16 protein-coding genes are annotated in these 14,254 nt (G+C 60.9%); 1 reads left to right on the top strand and 15 read right to left on the bottom strand.

Going from position 1 to position 14,254, the window contains the following annotated elements; translation table 11 throughout:
* Position 1: 1 nt before the first annotated feature.
* From lipA to NKJ40_RS11195, 15 genes are all read right to left on the bottom strand, one after another.
* Positions 2–967, bottom strand: coding sequence for a lipoyl synthase (gene lipA / locus NKJ40_RS11265; protein ID WP_352466160.1), 966 nt, complete (start codon positions 965–967; stop codon positions 2–4).
* 137 nt (positions 968–1,104) lie between these two features.
* Positions 1,105–1,362 (bottom strand): GlsB/YeaQ/YmgE family stress response membrane protein, encoded by a 258-nt coding sequence (locus tag NKJ40_RS11260; protein WP_292655302.1) that lies wholly within the window; start codon positions 1,360–1,362, stop codon positions 1,105–1,107.
* Between the two features lie 98 nt (positions 1,363–1,460).
* Positions 1,461–2,906 carry a dihydrolipoyl dehydrogenase gene (gene lpdA, locus NKJ40_RS11255; RefSeq protein ID WP_352466159.1) on the bottom strand — a complete coding sequence of 482 codons (1,446 nt, stop codon included), beginning with the start codon at positions 2,904–2,906 and terminating at the stop codon, positions 1,461–1,463.
* Positions 2,907–2,917: 11 nt separating this feature from the next.
* Positions 2,918–3,556, bottom strand: a complete 639-nt coding sequence (locus NKJ40_RS11250) for an SGNH/GDSL hydrolase family protein (RefSeq protein WP_352466158.1) — start codon at positions 3,554–3,556, stop codon at positions 2,918–2,920.
* A complete protein-coding gene (locus NKJ40_RS11245) occupies positions 3,553–3,972 on the bottom strand; it encodes a hypothetical protein (RefSeq protein ID WP_352466157.1) in 420 nt (139 codons plus the stop codon). The genes NKJ40_RS11250 and NKJ40_RS11245 overlap by 4 nt, the downstream gene beginning before the upstream one ends.
* 17 nt (positions 3,973–3,989) lie before the next feature.
* Positions 3,990–5,360 carry a pyruvate dehydrogenase complex dihydrolipoamide acetyltransferase gene (locus NKJ40_RS11240; protein WP_352466156.1) on the bottom strand — a complete coding sequence of 457 codons (1,371 nt, stop codon included), beginning with the start codon at positions 5,358–5,360 and terminating at the stop codon, positions 3,990–3,992.
* An 18-nt stretch (positions 5,361–5,378) separates the two neighbouring features.
* Positions 5,379–6,782, bottom strand: coding sequence for a pyruvate dehydrogenase complex E1 component subunit beta (locus tag NKJ40_RS11235; protein ID WP_352466155.1), 1,404 nt, complete (start codon positions 6,780–6,782; stop codon positions 5,379–5,381).
* A gap of 15 nt (positions 6,783–6,797) precedes the next feature.
* Positions 6,798–7,838, bottom strand: a complete 1,041-nt coding sequence (pdhA, locus tag NKJ40_RS11230) for a pyruvate dehydrogenase (acetyl-transferring) E1 component subunit alpha (RefSeq protein WP_352466154.1) — start codon at positions 7,836–7,838, stop codon at positions 6,798–6,800.
* Positions 7,839–8,009: 171 nt separating this feature from the next.
* On the bottom strand, positions 8,010–8,330 hold the full coding sequence (locus tag NKJ40_RS11225) for an FtsB family cell division protein (RefSeq protein ID WP_292655325.1): 321 nt from the start codon (positions 8,328–8,330) through the stop codon (positions 8,010–8,012).
* A gap of 134 nt (positions 8,331–8,464) precedes the next feature.
* On the bottom strand, positions 8,465–9,739 hold the full coding sequence (eno, locus tag NKJ40_RS11220; RefSeq protein ID WP_352466153.1) for a phosphopyruvate hydratase: 1,275 nt from the start codon (positions 9,737–9,739) through the stop codon (positions 8,465–8,467).
* Positions 9,740–10,152: 413 nt separating this feature from the next.
* A complete protein-coding gene (locus tag NKJ40_RS11215) occupies positions 10,153–10,518 on the bottom strand; it encodes a PRC-barrel domain-containing protein (protein ID WP_023717559.1) in 366 nt (121 codons plus the stop codon).
* 122 nt (positions 10,519–10,640) lie between these two features.
* On the bottom strand, positions 10,641–11,492 hold the full coding sequence (kdsA, locus tag NKJ40_RS11210) for a 3-deoxy-8-phosphooctulonate synthase (RefSeq protein WP_352466152.1): 852 nt from the start codon (positions 11,490–11,492) through the stop codon (positions 10,641–10,643).
* On the bottom strand, positions 11,489–12,373 hold the full coding sequence (locus tag NKJ40_RS11205) for a VOC family protein (RefSeq protein WP_352466151.1): 885 nt from the start codon (positions 12,371–12,373) through the stop codon (positions 11,489–11,491). The genes kdsA and NKJ40_RS11205 overlap by 4 nt, the downstream gene beginning before the upstream one ends.
* Before the next feature lie 96 nt (positions 12,374–12,469).
* Positions 12,470–12,757 (bottom strand): Dabb family protein, encoded by a 288-nt coding sequence (locus NKJ40_RS11200; RefSeq protein ID WP_352466150.1) that lies wholly within the window; start codon positions 12,755–12,757, stop codon positions 12,470–12,472.
* A 103-nt stretch (positions 12,758–12,860) separates the two neighbouring features.
* A complete protein-coding gene (locus NKJ40_RS11195) occupies positions 12,861–12,995 on the bottom strand; it encodes a hypothetical protein (protein ID WP_292655342.1) in 135 nt (44 codons plus the stop codon).
* Positions 12,996–13,180: 185 nt separating this feature from the next.
* Between NKJ40_RS11195 and NKJ40_RS11190 the strand changes: the two genes are divergently transcribed.
* Positions 13,181–14,170 carry a glycerophosphodiester phosphodiesterase family protein gene (locus NKJ40_RS11190; RefSeq protein WP_352466149.1) on the top strand — a complete coding sequence of 330 codons (990 nt, stop codon included), beginning with the start codon at positions 13,181–13,183 and terminating at the stop codon, positions 14,168–14,170.
* Positions 14,171–14,254 lie beyond the last annotated feature (84 nt).

Raw genomic sequence — 14,254 nt, 5'->3', positions numbered from 1 at the left:
GTTAGGCGGACTTCCTGAGAAACGCTTCGCGCGCCGCGCGTAGTCTGGCGAAATCGTCGCCGGCATGGTGCGACGAGCGCGTCAACGGGCTCGACGCCACCAGCAGGAAGCCCTTGGTCCTGCCGATCGTCTCGAAGGACTTGAACTCCTCAGGCGTGACGAAGCGGATCACCGGATGGTGTTTCTTCGACGGCTGCAGATATTGGCCGATGGTCATGAAGTCGACATTGGCCGAACGCAGATCGTCCATCAGTTGCAGGATTTCGTTCCGCTCCTCGCCAAGGCCAACCATGATGCCGGACTTGGTGAAGATCGAGGGGTCAAGCTCCTTGACCCGCTGCAAGAGCCTGATCGAGTGGAAATAGCGCGCACCTGGCCGAACCGTCAGATAGTTCGACGGCACGGTCTCGAGATTATGGTTGAAAACATCCGGCCTGGCCGCCACGACGAGCTCCAATGCACCGTCCTTGCGCAAGAAGTCGGGCGTCAGGATTTCGATCGTCGTCGACGGGGTTGCTGCCCTGATCGCACGGATGACCTCGGCAAAGTGCTGAGCCCCGCCGTCGGCGAGATCGTCGCGATCGACGGAGGTGATGACGACATGGCTCAAGCCCATCTGCTTGACGGCGTGTGCGACGCGCGCCGGCTCATCGGGATCGAGTGCGGTCGGGATGCCGGTGGCGACGTTGCAGAAGGCGCAGGCGCGCGTGCAGATCTCGCCCATGATCATGAAGGTGGCGTGCTTCTTCTCCCAGCACTCGCCGATATTGGGGCAGCCCGCCTCTTCGCAAACCGTTACCAGTTTGTGAGACTTAACGATTTCGCGCGTCTCGGCATAGCCTTTCGACATCGGCGCCTTGACGCGGATCCAGTCAGGCTTGCGCAGCACATCCTGATCCGGCTTGTGCGCCTTTTCGGGATGCCGCAGGCGCGGCGCATTGGCAATCGTGTCGAGGACGGTGACCATGTGAAACCCGGCTCATTGGCAAGCGCCTGTCCGGCGCTCGCTCTACCCACGTCATCTAGGACTTTTCGGCGAAAAGAAAAAGGCCGCGATCGCGCATGCCGCGATGGCCTTTTTCGCATAGCAAGTGCCGACAGAGGTTAGCGGCGCACCAGTCGTCCAACCGCAATCAGAATGCAGGCGCCGATGAAGCCGGTGATCAGATAGGCGATCCAGCCGACACCGAAGATGCCGATGTTCAGGGCCTGCAAGATGGCGTTCAACACGATTGCGCCGACAATGCCGAGAATGATGTTCATGAGGATGCCGGTATTGCTCTTCATGACCATCTCGGCGAGCCACCCCGCCAGGCCACCGATGATGATGGCTGCTACCCAGCCCACGCCGTTCATTTCCATATGCCCTCTCCTTGTATGATGGATGATGCGTGCGAAACGAATTGCTCTGCCGTCGAGTTCCTTTGTGTCTTTCGTGTGAGACTCGCCCAACCAATTTATCATGCATTCAGCGCGCGACCATAGGCGTCGAGTGCACTCTCCTTCATCATCTCCGACAGCGTCGGGTGCGGGAAGATCGTGTGCATCAGCTCTTCCTCGGTGGTCTCCAGGTTCATCGCCACGACGAAGCCCTGGATCAGTTCGGTTACTTCTGCGCCAACCATGTGGGCACCCAGCAACTGGCCGGTCTTCTTGTCGAAAATGGTCTTGACGAAGCCTTGGTCCTCGCCGAGCGCAATCGCCTTGCCGTTTGCCGCGAACTGGAAGCGGCCGACGCGGATGTCCTTGCCGTCGGCTTTCGCTTTGGCTTCCGTCAGTCCGACCGAGGCGACTTGCGGATTGCAATAGGTGCAGCCCGGGATCTTCAGCTTGTCGGTGGCATGCACGCCGCGGAAATTGGCGATCTTTTCCACGCACACCACGCCCTCGTGCTCGGCCTTGTGGGCGAGCATCGGCGGTCCGGCGACGTCACCGATGGCATAGATGCCGGGCACGTTGGTCTTGCCGTAGCCGTCGACGACGACGCAACCGCGTTCCGTCTTCACGCCGAGCGTCTCGAGGCCGAGATTCTCGATATTGCCCTGTACGCCGACGGCCGAGATCATACGATCGGCGGTGATCTTCTCGACCTTGCCGTCCTTCATCTCGACATGCGCGGTGACCGAGTTAGTGCCCTTCTCGACCTTGGTCACCTTGGCTTCGAGCATGATCTTCATGCCTTGCTTTTCGAACTGCTTTTGCGCGAATTTCGAGACTTCGGCGTCCTCGACCGGCATCACTGCCGGCAGCAGTTCGACCACCGTCACCTCCGCGCCCATGGTGCGGTAGAAAGAGGCGAACTCGATGCCGATGGCGCCAGAGCCCATCACCAGCAGCGATTTCGGCATCTCTTTTGGCACCATCGCCTCGAAATAGGTCCAGATCAGCTTGCCGTCCGGCTCGATGCCGGGCAGCGCCCGCGGCCTGGCGCCGGTCGCCAGGATGATGTGCTTGGCGCTATAAGTGCCCTCGCCCTTGACGCCCTTTGGCGTCGGCGGCTGCGGCTCCATCGGCTTCTTCGACGATTTCGACACGACGATCTCGCCAGGTTTGGTCAGCTTGGCTTCGCCCCAGATTACGTCGACCTTGTTTTTCTTCATCAGAAAGCCGACGCCGCCGTTGAGCCGCAGCGAGACCTTTCGCGAGCGATCGACGACGGCGGCTGTGTCGACGCTGACCTTGCCGTCGATCTTCAGGCCGTAGTCCTTCAGATGATCCGAATAGTGCATGATCTCGGCCGAGCGCAGCAGCGCCTTGGTCGGAATGCAGCCCCAGTTGAGGCAGATGCCGCCAAGGTGCTCGCGCTCGACGATCGCCGTCTTGAAGCCGAGCTGAGCGGAGCGCACGGCCGTGACATAGCCGCCGGGGCCGGAGCCGATGATGATGACGTCGTAGTTCTCAGCCACGGCTTTCTCCTTCACAATTCCAGCATGAGGCGCACGAGCGGCGCCAGCGCTTGCCCGATGTTCCGCGTATTTTCCGCGTCGAGGTGGACGCCGTCGAGCGGCGTCGTTTTGGCCACCGAGCCGGCATCGAAGAAGCCGCAGCCGGCTTCGTCGGCAAGGGCGGAATACTGCGCCGCCAATCGCAACGAGGCCTCATCGCCGCCGGCGAACATTTCCTTGAATTCGGCATTCTCCGTGCGGCTGACTACGGGCGGTGCGACGATCAGTATCTGCGGCGCCAGCCAATCGAACGGGTAATCGTGGCCGAGCACGATATCGATCAGGCGTTGCACGCCTTGCTTGGCCGCGACCGGATTGCCGTGAATCCACGGCTTCATATCGTTGGCGCCGAGCATGATGATGATCAAATCAATCGGCGCATGCGTCGTCAGGATTGTTGGCAACAGCCTTGCGCCATTGCGGTCCGCCCCGGCCAAGTGATCGTCGAAGGCGGTGGTTCGGCCATTCAGGCCTTCGGCGATGACCTCGACGCCGGTGCCCAATGCCGCCTGCATCACGCTCGGCCAGCGATCTTCCAGCGGATGCCGGCCGAGGTTTGCCGCGTCATAGCCCCAGGTAAGCGAATCGCCGTAGCAGAGGACCGTCTTCATGTGGCTGCCCCGCCGAAACCTGGTTGCGAGCGCCCCAATCGCCAGCGCACGAAAAGCCACTGGACCAGAACCGTAGCGATGCCCGGCAGGACGAGACCGGCGACGATAGGAAGATCGCTCGACCACTGGCGCTTGCCCGGCGGCTGGGAGAAAGTCCAGCCGATCAGGGCAACTCCAATGAGCACAAAAAATGCTACCCCTATGATCGCCGTCAGTTTTGTTGCCCGTCCTGGGTCCGACATGAATTGTGCGATGAAGAATGCGAGCGTCGCGAAGACAGTGACGAGAGCCGAGATCATGAATACAAGGATGTACTCTACGTCGGCATTGGTGGCGACAGCGAGCCACTGCACCACCAATCCGCCGGCCAAACCGGAAAGGAAGAAGGCAAAAAGGCTGGTGAAGAATTTCCGCACCGCCCTGTCCCCTTCTCTTAGACCAGCATGCCCATTGGATTTTCGATCATACGCTTGAAGGCGACGAGCAGCTCGGCGCCGAGCGCACCGTCGACTGCGCGGTGATCGGTCGACAGCGTTACCGACATGATTGTCGCGATCTTGATCTCGCCGTTCTTCACCACTGCGCGTTGCTCGCCGGCGCCAACCGCCAGGATCGTCGCATGCGGCGGGTTGATGACGGCAGAAAAATCCTTGACGCCGAACATGCCGAGATTGGACACCGCCGTGGTGCCGCCCTGATATTCTTCCGGTTTCAGCTTGCGGCTGCGGGCGCGGCCGGCAAGGTCCTTCATCTCGTTGGAGATGACGGACAGCGTCTTTTCGTCGGCACGCCGGATGATCGGGGTGATCAGGCCGCCGGGGATCGACACGGCAACGCCGACATCGGCGTGCTTGTGCTTGACCATGGCGTTTTCTGTCCACGACGCATTGGCATCCGGCACCGCCATCAGCGCCAGGGCCAGAGCCTTGATGACCATGTCATTGACGGAAAGCTTGTAGGCCGGCGTTTCGCCTTTCTCAGTCTTCTTCACCGGGGCGGCCGCATTGATCTGCGTGCGCAGCGCCAGAAGTGCGTCGAGCTCGCAGTCGAGCGTCAGATAGAAATGCGGAATGGTGGTCTTGGCCTCGACCAGCCGGCGCGCGATGGTCTTGCGCATATTGTCGTGCGGGACAAGCTCGTAGGAGCCTTCGGCAAATAGTTTGAGCACCTGCTCGTCCGACATCGCCTTGGGTGCCGTGGCCGCAGATGCCGGAGCGCCGGCGGGCGCCGCTTTTGCTGCTGGTGCCGTCTTGGCGCCGCCACTGGAAATTGCGGCATCGACATCGGCCTTTACCACGCGGCCGTGGGGGCCGGAGCCGGTCAGCGCCGCGACATCTATACCGGCTTCGCTGGCAATGCGCCGGGCCAGCGGCGAGGCGAAGATGCGCTCACCGTTTGCATGGCCGTTGGCGACCGGCGCCGCTTCCGCCTTAGGTAAAGCAGGCTCCTGCTTCGGCGCTTCGGGCTTTGGTGTTTCAGCTTTGGAGGCGTCCGCTTTCGGAGCCTCAGCCTTTGCCGGCGCAGCACCGTCACCACTTTTCGCGGCGGCCGCCGCATCCTCCCCCTCGGCCGCCAGCACCGCGATCAGCGCATTGACCTTGACGCCTTCAGTGCCGGCCGGAACCACCAGCTTGGCAACCGTACCTTCGTCGACGGCTTCGACTTCCATCGTTGCCTTGTCGGTCTCGATCTCGGCAATCACGTCGCCCGGCGAAACCTTGTCGCCCTCCTTGACCAGCCACTTGGAAAGGTTGCCTTCTTCCATCGTGGGCGAAAGCGCCGGCATGGTGATGTTGATTGGCATTTTGTCCTCCCACCCTGCTCAGCGATACGTGACGGCTTTGACCGCCTCGACGACCTCGCCGACATTGGGCAGCGCCAGCTTTTCGAGGTTCGCCGCATAGGGCATCGGCACGTCCTTGCCGGCAATGGTGATGACCGGTGCGTCGAGGAAATCGAAGGCGCGCTGCGAGACCTGATTGGCGATATGGTCGCCGACCGAGTTCTGTGGAAAGCCTTCCTCGACCACCACCAGGCGATTGGTCTTTTTGACCGAGGCGATGATCGTGTCGAAGTCGAGCGGGCGGATGGTGCGCAAGTCGATAATCTCGGCATCGATGCCCATGCCGCGCAACTCCGCCTCGGCCTTGATCGCGTAGGTCATGCCGATGCCGAACGAGACGATGGTCACGTCCTTGCCGGATTTGTGAATGCGCGCCTTGCCGATCGGCAACACGAAATCGTCCATCTTCGGCACGTCGAAGGAGTGGCCGTAAAGGATTTCGTTTTCGAGGAAGATGACCGGGTTCGGGTCGCGGATCGCCGCCTTAAGCAGACCCTTGGCGTCGGCGGCGGTATAAGGCATCACCACCTTCAGGCCGGGAATATGGCTGTACCAGGCGGCATAGCATTGCGAATGCTGCGCGGCGACGCGGGCAGCCGCGCCGTTCGGGCCGCGAAAGACGATCGGGGCGCCCATCTGGCCGCCGGACATATAGAGCGTCTTGGCGGCCGAATTGATGATCTGGTCGATCGCCTGCATGGCGAAGTTGAAGGTCATGAATTCGACGATCGGCTTCAAGCCGGCCATCGCCGCGCCAACACCAACGCCGGCAAAGCCGTGCTCGGTGATCGGCGTGTCGACCACGCGCCGCGGACCGAATTCCTGCAACAGGCCTTGCGTGATCTTGTAGGCACCCTGGTACTCGGCAACCTCCTCGCCCATGACAAAGACGTCGCCGTCGCGGCGCATTTCCTCAGCCATTGCGTCGCGCAATGCTTCACGCACCGTGGTCGAGATCATTTCGGTGCCGGCCGGGATGTCCGGATCGGCGGCAATTTCCAGCTTGGGCGCGGCGGCAACAGGTGCTGCCGCTTCGCTCTTGGTCGGCGCAGCCGCGGGGGCCGGAGCGGCAGCGGGCGCTGCTGCTTGCGCCTCAACAGCCTCCTCGCCGATGCCTTCGCCTGCCTCGTCGATGTCTTCGCCATCGACGGCCAGCACAGCGATCAGTGTGTTGACCTTGACACCCTCGGTGCCGGCAGGAACCACGATCTTGGCAAGCGTGCCGTCGTCCACGGCTTCGACTTCCATCGTCGCCTTGTCGGTCTCGATCTCGGCAATGGCGTCACCCGCCGCGACCTTGTCGCCCTCTTTCTTCAACCACTTGGAAACATTGCCCTCTTCCATGGTCGGCGAGAGGGCGGGCATGAGAATTTCGATCGGCATGTCCTTGCCCTCTCGTTAAAGTACGATGTCGGTCCAGAGCTCCGACGGATCCGGCTCCGCGTCGTTCTGGGCAAATTCTGCGGCATCGGCGACGACGTCGCGGACTTCCTTGTCGATGGCCTTGAGCTCGTCCTCGCTTGCCCATTTCTTGTCGAGCAGCCGCGCTTTGACCTGCTCGATCGGGTCACGTTCGGAGCGCATTTTCTGCACTTCTTCCTTGGAGCGGTATTTTGCCGGATCCGACATCGAATGGCCGCGGTAACGATATGTCTGCATTTCGAGAATGAGCGGCCCGTTGCCGGCGCGGCACCATTCGGCGGCGAGGTCGCCGGCTGCCTTTACGGCGCGCACATCCATGCCGTCGACCTGGATGCCAGGAATCTTGAAGGAGGCGCCGCGGTGTGAAAAATCCGTTTCGGCCGACGAGCGCGAGACCGAGGTGCCCATGGCGTAGCGGTTGTTCTCGATGATGTAGATCACCGGAAGCTTCCACAGCGAGGCCATGTTGAAGCTTTCGTAGACCTGGCCCTGGTTCGCCGCGCCATCGCCGAAATAGGTCAGCGTCACATTGTTGTTGCCGCGATAGTGGTTGGCGAAGGCAATGCCGGTGCCGAGCGACACTTGTGCGCCGACGATGCCGTGGCCGCCGTAAAAATGCTTCTCCTTGGAGAACATGTGCATGGAGCCGCCCTTGCCTCTGGACAGGCCGCTACGGCGCCCGGTCAGTTCGGCCATGACGCCGCGCGGCGACAACTCCATGGCCAGCATATGACCATGGTCCCGATAGGCGGTGATCATCTGGTCGCCATCGATCAGCGCCATCTTCATGCCGGTAACGACCGCTTCCTGGCCGATGTAGAGGTGGCAGAAACCGCCGATGAATCCCATGCCGTAAAGCTGGCCGGCCTTTTCCTCGAAGCGGCGGATGAGCAGCATGTGCCGGTAGGCGGCAAGCTCCTGGTCCTTGGTGAATTCAACAGGCTTTGGGGTGGAAAGGCCCGGCGTTTTGCCGTCTGATTTGGATTTGGCAGGCGCTTTTCTGGTGGCGGTGGCCATGCATCACTCCCTGTTGGCGTCTCTTGGCGGACAGCGAGGGAGATCAGTTCTCCCACCGATTTGAGGCAGGCTAACATGCAGGGAAGGCTTTCGCCATGCCGAAAACGCATGGCTGTCATGCATCTAAGCAATTAAAATCATTGCAAATATCCACGATTAACTGAAATTAGGTTATCTTGCGACCGGCAGCATGATGGTGATCTCGTCGGCGTGGGACAGATTAAGCGCCTTGCGCGCCTGCTCGTCCAGCATGTCCTTCTCCAGCGTGCCCTCATGCATCAGCTGAACGCGGCGCTCGAGATCGATCCGGCGCGCCTTGACGGCATCGAGCCTGCCCTGCAATTCGGCAGTCTCAGCTTCGAGCTGATACTTGGAATAGATGCCGAACTCGCCATGATAGGCATGGAAGCCGAAATAAGTCAGGAACACCACGCAGAGCGAGGGGATGATTAGCCGGCCGGTGTTTCTTTGCTTGTGCTGGCGTGTCCACATGATCCGAATCCTCTACGCCGCCTTTGTCGCCCGATTGTGCTTAATGGACGGTTACGGATTGCTGGATTCGAAGCCCTGAAAGCAAAAGGGCGGGAATGTCCCCGCCCTCGCCCACCCGGATTTTCTGTCGAAAATCAGCTTTTAACGATCGACTTGCCGGCATATCGCGCCTGCTTGCCGAGCTCCTCTTCGATGCGGATGAGCTGGTTGTACTTGGCCATGCGGTCCGAGCGTGACAGCGAGCCAGTCTTGATCTGCCCGCAATTGGTGGCAACGGCGAGGTCGGCGATGGTCGAATCCTCGGTCTCGCCCGAGCGGTGCGACATCACCGCGGTATAGCCGGCCTTGTGCGCGGTCTCGACGGCGTCGAGCGTTTCGGTAAGCGAGCCGATCTGGTTGACCTTGACCAGGATCGAATTGGCGACACCCATGCGGATGCCGTCGCGCAACCGCGCCGTGTTGGTGACGAACAGATCGTCGCCAACCAGCTGCGTTTGCTTGCCGATGAGATCGGTCAACATTTTCCAACCGTCCCAGTCATCCTCGGCCAGGCCGTCCTCAATGGTGATGATCGGGTAGTCGGCAGCGAGTTTGGCCAGATATCTGGCCTGCGCCTTCGGGTCGCGGGTCTTCTTCTCGCCTTCATAGACGTAGTTGCCATCCTTGAAGAATTCGGTCGCCGCGCAGTCGAGGCCTAGCGCAACCTCCTCGCCGGGCTTGAAGCCAGCCTGCTCGATCGATTCCATGATGAAGTCGAGCGCGGCCGGCGCGCTCTTCAGGTTGGGAGCAAAGCCGCCCTCGTCCCCGACATTGGTGTTGTGGCCGGCGTCCTTCAGCTTCTTTCGCAGCGTGTGAAAAATCTCCGAGCCCCAGCGCACGCCGTCGCGCAGCGTCGGCGCGCCGATCGGCAGGATCATGAATTCCTGGAAATCTATCGGGTTGTCGGCATGCGCGCCGCCATTGATGATGTTCATCATAGGCACCGGCAGCACATGGGCCTTGGTGCCGCCGACATAACGGTAGAGCGGCAGGTCGGCCGCTTCGGCCGCGGCCTTGGCCACCGCCAGCGACACGCCGAGGATGGCATTGGCGCCGAGCCGGCTCTTGTTGGCCGTACCATCGAGCTCGATCATGGTCTGGTCGATATGGATCTGATTCTCTGCCTCCATGCCGCCGATCGCCTCGAACAGCTCGCCGTTCACCGCCTCGACCGCCGTGAGCACGCCTTTGCCGAGATAGCGGGGGCCGCCATCGCGCAGTTCGACCGCCTCATGCGCGCCGGTCGAGGCGCCGGACGGCACCGCGGCGCGACCCATCGAGCCGTCTTCGAGCACGACGTCGACCTCGACGGTCGGATTTCCGCGGCTGTCCAGGATTTCACGCCCGACAATGTCGATGATGGCCGTCATTGCGATGTCCCCGATTGATCGATTGAAGCGTCGCGCACCTCTTAGCCAAAGCGCCGCAAAACGCAATCGGGGCAGTTGCAAATATTGCCCCGCGCCCATTGCCGCTCTTGGGATTCACGAAGCACAAAGCGCTGTCATCATTTGTCATGCGCCGCATGCCGGTTTCTGGTCTATGGCTGTTGTCGCGCGGGGCGAAACAGGAGGAGTTTCGCCATGTCCCAGTTGAGCGGTATTGTGAGTTTGTTCCTGATTGCGGCTGCGTTCCTGACGTCGTGCGACAATCAGCAACCCCCGCAGGGATCGTCGCCTTTGCCGGCCCTGCAGATTGCGCAGTAGCATCCCGCCACATCGAAAGGCCCCCGATTTCCCGGGGGCCTTTTTGATTCCAGGAGACTTAGTCAGTGCCAGTAAGGTCAGTGCCAGTAAGGCTCGACCTTGTAGTAATTGTATGAGGCATCACGCGCGGCCTCGCCGTCGGCGCCGGTCAGCTCGTTGATCGAATAGGAAGGAGCGGCCATCAACTGGTCTTTGGTGAACGGCACGACATAGCCGCCCCTGTTCTCATCATAGTCAAGGCTCGCCCACGGAATGGCGTGGTATTTCTCGCCGATGCCGAGAAATCCGCCAAAACCGATCACGGCAAACATGATTCCGTTCGACAGTTTGTCGAGCATGACGTCCTCGATGTCGCCGATATGAGTGCCTTCCGTATTGTAGACCGATGTGCCGATAACCCGCGAAGCGGCGATGGCTTCGGTGTGTCCCGTCTGGGTCGTCATGGTGTGCTCCTCGTCGTCGTTGACATTAGATTTTGACAATGAGGGCCGCGGGCTAAGGTTCCAGGCGGGTTCGAAATTCTTCAAAGTTTTCTTGGCCGCGCTGCTGTGGCGCAACTGCTGGTTCAACCCACGCTTTTGGCAATGCGATCGAACGCCATCAGCCGTTCAAGCAATGCGGGAAGATCCTTTAGCGGCACCATGTTGGGACCGTCGGAAGGCGCGTTGTCGGGGTCCTGGTGCGTCTCGATGAAGACGCCGGCGACGCCAACCGCGACGGCCGCGCGCGCCAGCGTCTCGACAAAGCGCCGGTCGCCTCCAGACGAACCGCCCTGCCCACCCGGCTGCTGCACGGAATGTGTGGCATCGAAAATCACCGGCGCGCCGATCTCGGCCATGATCGGCAGCGCCCGCATGTCGGACACCAGGGTGTTGTAGCCAAAGGATGCGCCGCGCTCGGTGACCAAGACATTGGCGTTGCCGGAGCCGATGATCTTGGCGACGACGTTCTTCATGTCCCACGGCGCGAGGAATTGGCCCTTCTTCACATTGACCACCTTGCCGGTTCTTGCCGCAGCAATCAGCAGATCGGTCTGGCGGCTGAGGAAGGCAGGAATCTGCAGGATATCGACATGCGGCGCGACGATCGCGCATTGTTCCTCAGTATGGACGTCAGTCAGGATCGGCATCGAAAAATCCTTGCGCAAATCGTCGAAGATCGGCATTGCCGCTTCAAGTCCCGCACCGCGCGTGCCGCCAAGCGAGGTGCGATTGGCCTTGTCGTAACTGGTCTTGTAGACGAGCCCAATGCCGAGCCTTTCGGTCAATTCCTTCAGCGCGCCAGCCATGTCGAAAGCGTGCTGCCGTGATTCCAACTGGCATGGACCGGCGATCAGCGACAGGGGCGCGCTGTTGCCGAAAATGACCTTGCCGACCGCAACGGAAGAGTTTGGCATCAGTGGATTGAGCTTGTTCATGCGATCTCCCGGAAAATGAAGGCTGCGCCCTGCCCTGGCGCCGGCGGCACGATGATATCACCGCCGCGCATGTGGTGTTCGACGGAATTGGCCGCAAGCAGCTTGGCGACGGCGTCGTCGTGCCTAATGGAAAAGACTATCCCAGCAAAGCGGAGTTCAGACCGCACGCCGGCAGGAATGCCGAAGCGTGCCGAATAGGCTGCAGGATGCAGAACGGTCACGACGGCATTCGGCAGATCATAGACAGTGCCGCCCTGCGCCTCGATCCCGGCTGCGATCGAAATCACATTGCGTTGTTCGAAAGGTTCGCCAGTGACTGCCACGACTTCGACAATGCCGGTTGCGCCATTAGCGTGGGCCTGCAACGCAGTGCGGTCGACGTTCAGCGCATTGATCCGCTCGCAGGCGAAGAGAAAAGCGTCCGTTGCCTTACCTGTAGCCGCAAAGGCCAGTTTGAACGATGCGGTGTCGCTCTTTCCCGCCGCATCGGTGAAGGCGCGCGAAAAACCGAGCATGTCTCCCGCCGACAAACCGGCTTCCAGGTAGCGCGCGTGGTCGGCGGCGGCGCTTTCGGTGCCCAGCGCCACGGCAGAAAATCCTTCATCGCCGTTTTTTTGGCGATAGGTGCGATCGCGCACGACAAAGACATTGCGGTTCGCGATCGCCGTTTCCACGGCCTGCCGGTCGGCGACCGCGAGCGGCTCGAGATAAGTCCCGTCGGTGAGAAAGACACAGCAGTTTTCCGTTCCAAAGGGATGGATACCCGTCGGCGCAACGCTAAAGCCAAGCAGGGTCAAGCGCGCCCGCGCAACATCGAGGCTCGCGGTCGGCAGCACCAGGTGATCGAGCGGATGAGGGCTTGCGGGGGTGTTCTCGGTCATGTCCCGCGCGGTGTGCCTCATTCCTGAAAATGGTTCAAGGGCTTAGCCGGCGACTCAGCGGCAAGACCACATCAGGGCGTAGGGGACAGCAGCTCGTCAACTTGCTACGGTGTCGGCCGAATAACGCAATTCGCGCAGCGGTTTGACCCGGCTGGTCGTCTCTGCATAGAGCGGATGCGCCTTGTAGGCGGCGAGCGCCGCTTCGTCCTCGAACTCGGCGTAGACGACCACATCGATCTCATCCGAGAGCGGGTCGACCTTGGTGTTGAGCGTTACCTCGAAATGACGCGAATGAGGTATCTTGCCAAGCGCCAGGAGACCCGTGCGCACTGCCTCGACATCCGCTTTATGCCGTGCGCTGAAGAAAACGATATGCCGGATCAACCCAGCCTCCTCGACCGTTGGACCGGCGTTCTTTTGTGTCAGCGGCAGCGTGCCGTCAATCGGCAGGTTTGTCGCGTCTGCGAACCGTAGCAGCGAAGAGAAACTACACCATGCTGGTTACATAGTGCACGATGCGGGTCACCTCCCTGACCGTCCTGTCGAGGTAGCGGCCTTGGTTGTAAATGCCGTCCCAGATCAGGAAAAAAGTGACGGTCGTGATGACGATGACATAACGCATGACTAAAACTAGCGCATATGGACGGTTGCAACCATAGCGATTCCAACGCTGCCGGGACCCTCCCCCAATTTTAGCGGCCCTTGGTCTATATGTGCGATGCTGCTGGCCAGAATGGCGCTACCGCTGCAGGGCGCCTTGGAAAGATAATCCCGCTCGGCCTCGACGATCGCTTCAGGAACCATATCATGTGCAAACGGACGATCTCCCGCGTTGCAATTCTTGCCGCTGCAGGCGGCATCTGGCTCAACAACACTTCGCTGCTGTCGAGCCGGCCGGCGGGCACCCCTTCGGTGCTTGCCCATCGCGGCCTGGCTCAGGATTTCGACCGTACGAACCTCGGATCGGACACATGCACGGCCGATCGCATGCTGACGCCGCGCCATTCCTTCCTCGAAAACACGATACCGTCGATGGAAGCCGCCTTCGCGCTCGGTGCGGATGCGCTCGAACTCGATGTCCATCCCACTACGGACGGCAAGTTCGCCGTCTTCCACGATTGGACGCTGGATTGTCGCACCGACGGCAAGGGTGAAACGCGCAGCCATGCAATGTCCGAATTGAAGACGCTCGATATCGGTTATGGCTACACTGCCGATGGCGGCAAGACCTTTCCGTTTCGCGGTAAGAGTGTCGGCATGATGCCGTCGCTGGATGAAGTCTTACAGCGCTTCCCGAACCGGCGCTTCAATATCAACATCAAAAGCAACGATCCCAAGGAAGGCGAGATGCTGGCCGCCTGGCTCGCCACATTGACGCCGGCCGAGCGCGCCAATCTGACGGTCTATGGCGGTGACAGGCCTATAGAAGCAGTGAAGGCAGCGTTGCCGGATATGCACACGCTGAGCCGCGCATCCCTGACGCGCTGCATTCTTCACTACGCTGCGCTCGGCTGGAGCGGCTACATTCCGGATGCCTGCCGCCAGGGCACTTTGCTCATTCCCGTCAACGTCGCGAAGTGGATGTGGGGCTGGCCCGATCGTTTTCTCGACCGTATGGACAGCGTCGGCAGCCGCGTCTACCTGCTCGGTCCCTACTCCGGTGGCGAGTTTTCACAAGGCCTCGATGACCCCGCCTCGATCGACCAACTGCCGGACGATTATTCCGGTGGGATTTCGACGGACGCGCTGGATCTGGTCATGCCTGCCGTCAAGCGGCATTTCGCACCACCTGCTTGAAGAGGCACCCGTCTCAAACGGATTGGCCGTATCGGGACAGTATCTTAGCGCTGAGACACTTTCGAGCCGACGCTCAAATCCTCG

It is taken from the genome of Mesorhizobium sp. M0119 (assembly GCF_040322615.1).
Classification (GTDB): Bacteria; Pseudomonadota; Alphaproteobacteria; order Rhizobiales; family Rhizobiaceae; genus Mesorhizobium.
Note: the sequence above shows the minus strand (reverse complement) of the source record. Positions and strands in the feature narration are given on the sequence as shown.

Bases quoted from the DNA above. Each gene is read 5' to 3' on its own strand.
- lipA (WP_352466160.1), bottom strand. From the start codon at position 967: ATGGTCACCGTCCTCGACACGATTGCCAATGCGCCGCGCCTGCGGCAT.
- NKJ40_RS11260 (WP_292655302.1), bottom strand. From the start codon at position 1,362: ATGGAAATGAACGGCGTGGGCTGGGTAGCAGCCATCATCATCGGTGGC.
- NKJ40_RS11250 (WP_352466158.1), bottom strand. From the start codon at position 3,556: ATGAAGACGGTCCTCTGCTACGGCGATTCGCTTACCTGGGGCTATGAC.
- NKJ40_RS11240 (WP_352466156.1), bottom strand. From the start codon at position 5,360: ATGCCAATCAACATCACCATGCCGGCGCTTTCGCCCACGATGGAAGAA.
- NKJ40_RS11235 (WP_352466155.1), bottom strand. From the start codon at position 6,782: ATGCCGATCGAAATTCTCATGCCCGCCCTCTCGCCGACCATGGAAGAG.
- pdhA (WP_352466154.1), bottom strand. From the start codon at position 7,838: ATGGCCACCGCCACCAGAAAAGCGCCTGCCAAATCCAAATCAGACGGC.
- NKJ40_RS11225 (WP_292655325.1), bottom strand. From the start codon at position 8,330: ATGTGGACACGCCAGCACAAGCAAAGAAACACCGGCCGGCTAATCATC.
- eno (WP_352466153.1), bottom strand. From the start codon at position 9,739: ATGACGGCCATCATCGACATTGTCGGGCGTGAAATCCTGGACAGCCGC.
- NKJ40_RS11215 (WP_023717559.1), bottom strand. From the start codon at position 10,518: ATGACGACCCAGACGGGACACACCGAAGCCATCGCCGCTTCGCGGGTT.
- kdsA (WP_352466152.1), bottom strand. From the start codon at position 11,492: ATGAACAAGCTCAATCCACTGATGCCAAACTCTTCCGTTGCGGTCGGC.
- NKJ40_RS11205 (WP_352466151.1), bottom strand. From the start codon at position 12,373: ATGACCGAGAACACCCCCGCAAGCCCTCATCCGCTCGATCACCTGGTG.
- NKJ40_RS11195 (WP_292655342.1), bottom strand. From the start codon at position 12,995: ATGCGTTATGTCATCGTCATCACGACCGTCACTTTTTTCCTGATCTGG.
- NKJ40_RS11190 (WP_352466149.1), top strand. From the start codon at position 13,181: ATGTGCAAACGGACGATCTCCCGCGTTGCAATTCTTGCCGCTGCAGGC.